The sequence below is a fragment of the Sphingomonas sp. 66-10 genome (genome assembly GCF_001897045.1).
Classification (GTDB): Bacteria; Pseudomonadota; Alphaproteobacteria; order Sphingomonadales; family Sphingomonadaceae; genus Sphingomonas; species Sphingomonas lycopersici.
Genome location: NZ_MKRR01000123.1, coordinates 5,500 through 7,382, shown reverse-complemented (window position 1 = coordinate 7,382; position 1,883 = coordinate 5,500). Strand labels below are relative to the sequence as shown.

The following is a 1,883-nucleotide window of genomic DNA, read 5'->3' as shown; positions in this document are numbered from 1 at the left end:
TTTCCGGTTGCCCGCGACCGAGATCGGCGGACCCGCGGCGGCTGCGCAGCCGCGCCAGCGGACGCTGATCGACCTTCTCCTGGGATCCGACGTTCCCGAGCCGGGGACCTGGCTTTACCTGATCCTCGGCTTCGGGCTGGTCGGCGGGATGCTGCGGTGGCGTGGCCCCGCATCCCGCGTTCAGGTTACCGGCGGATAGCTTTTCCCCGGTCGGAACGTCGTCTGCCAGGCATTGACGAGCGAATTGATCTGCGTGAGGCTCGGCGGGGTCTTGTTGATGATGTTGCCGCTGGTCTGATATTTGCCCGTCAGCAGGAAGCTGCCGGCCTGATTGGTCGTCAGCGAGGTTGCGGTATCGCTGTCCAGCTTCACCCAATTGTCCGTCACCGTGTCGCCGCCGACGCGTAGCCACAGGCGATTGTTGGTGATCGTCACATTGGTGGCGCCAGCGCCGAGCGCGATGCCGTGCCAGCCGGTGCCGATCAGCAAATTGTTGATGATCGTCAAACCGTTATAGCCGCGCCCCGATTGCCACAAATTCGCTTCGTCGCGGACGAAGATACCCTGCGACCGCCCCGCGCCCGATGACAGCATGAGATTGTCGGTGACGGTCGAATTATAGGCGGCGTGGTCGGTCGCCAGCGTCAGGCCGGCGGTGAAGAACTGCACGCAGTCGGCGTGATCGCCGGTCGCCGGCTTGAACGGCCCGATCCGGTTGCGCAGGATGAACCCGTTGGTCGTTCCGACGAGCCGTACGCCCTCGCGGATATTGGTGAAATCATTGTCGAGCACATTGACGTTCGTCGTGCGGATGAACGTCATGAAATTGGCCATGTCGCGGAAGGTCGATCCGAGCACCGAAACGTTGCTGCCGCCGCGGATGTTGAGCGAATAGCCGGCGAGCGCCCCGGTGGTGCTGTTGACCCAGCCGATGAAGGTGGTGTTGCGGAACGTCAGCCCCTGCGGCGTATAGGCGTCGATATAGGGGCCGGTGGTCCGTTCGCTCGTCCGCGCGTTGAAACGCGTGCTGTCGAAGGTGACATTCTGCCACTGATCGAGCGTGATCGGGCCGAATTCGCCGCCTTTGATCGTGATATCGTGGACGCCGCGAATCCGCGTGAAGATCACATGGCGCGTGCCGAGATAGATCGTCGTGCCGGGTGTGGCGGCGGTGACCAGCGCTTTCCATTCGGCGGCGCTGACGTCTGCGCCGGTGGAAGCGTTGACCATCGTGGTGGTCGTCGTCGTGGTTGTGCCGACTGCCGCGCCGCCACCGGCGAGCATCGCCGGAAAGAGGCAGCAAAAGGCAAGCGTATTTAAACGGGACCTCATGTTCCGTGCTCCTCATCTAACCCGGTGCATCGCCAATCGCATCATCCGTTTGCGGCCCCGTTAATCTGGTGCGGATAATGCGGTTTTTGCCCGGCTGTGTGTCCGATCAGACACGCTGAGGGTGTCACACGATGAATCACCGGCTAAGAATGAGTGATGGGTATCCTGCGCGAAAGGTTCAAGCGGCACACGCCGAGGTCGCTTCATCGGGTGGTGGCTGCGGCGCGCGGATTGCTGAGCAATCCACCGCAAGAGGAACGGACGCTGCACGGTTATAGCGTGTCACGCGATACGGACGATTCGCCGCGGCTCAATCTGGTCATCCCCAGCATCGCCCCGTCCGCCGCGTTCGGCGGGGTGCTGACCGGGCTGGATCTCTATCTGCGCCTCGTCGCCGCCACGGGCGCGCGCGCGCGGATCATCCTCGACGATTTCGATCTGGCGCCCGACCGTTCGGTGGTCGATGCCGCGAGCCGGCGCGTCGGCGTCGATCCCGCGCGGATCGCGATCGTGCCGCGGCGCGACGACCGGCCGGCGGTGAGCGTCGGCGC

At 64.0% G+C, this 1,883-nt stretch carries 3 protein-coding genes; 2 read left to right on the top strand and 1 reads right to left on the bottom strand.

Features of this window, described 5'->3' with window-relative positions:
• Positions 1-199: PEPxxWA-CTERM sorting domain-containing protein (locus BGN95_RS12965; RefSeq protein ID WP_286772849.1), on the top strand; the 199-nt coding region annotated here is incomplete at its 5' end.
• Here the strand turns inward: BGN95_RS12965 and BGN95_RS12960 are convergent.
• On the bottom strand, positions 181-1,332 hold the full coding sequence (locus BGN95_RS12960; protein ID WP_286772848.1) for a right-handed parallel beta-helix repeat-containing protein: 1,152 nt from the start codon (positions 1,330-1,332) through the stop codon (positions 181-183). The two genes, BGN95_RS12965 and BGN95_RS12960, sit on opposite strands and share 19 nt — an antisense overlap.
• A gap of 279 nt (positions 1,333-1,611) precedes the next feature.
• Between BGN95_RS12960 and BGN95_RS12955 the strand changes: the two genes are divergently transcribed.
• On the top strand, positions 1,612-1,883 hold a 272-nt coding region (locus BGN95_RS12955; RefSeq protein WP_286772847.1), incomplete at its 3' end, for a hypothetical protein.

What these genes read in the sequence shown, in the direction of transcription:
- BGN95_RS12960 (WP_286772848.1), bottom strand. Translation starts at nt 1,332, where the DNA reads ATGAGGTCCCGTTTAAATACGCTTGCCTTTTGCTGCCTCTTTCCGGCG.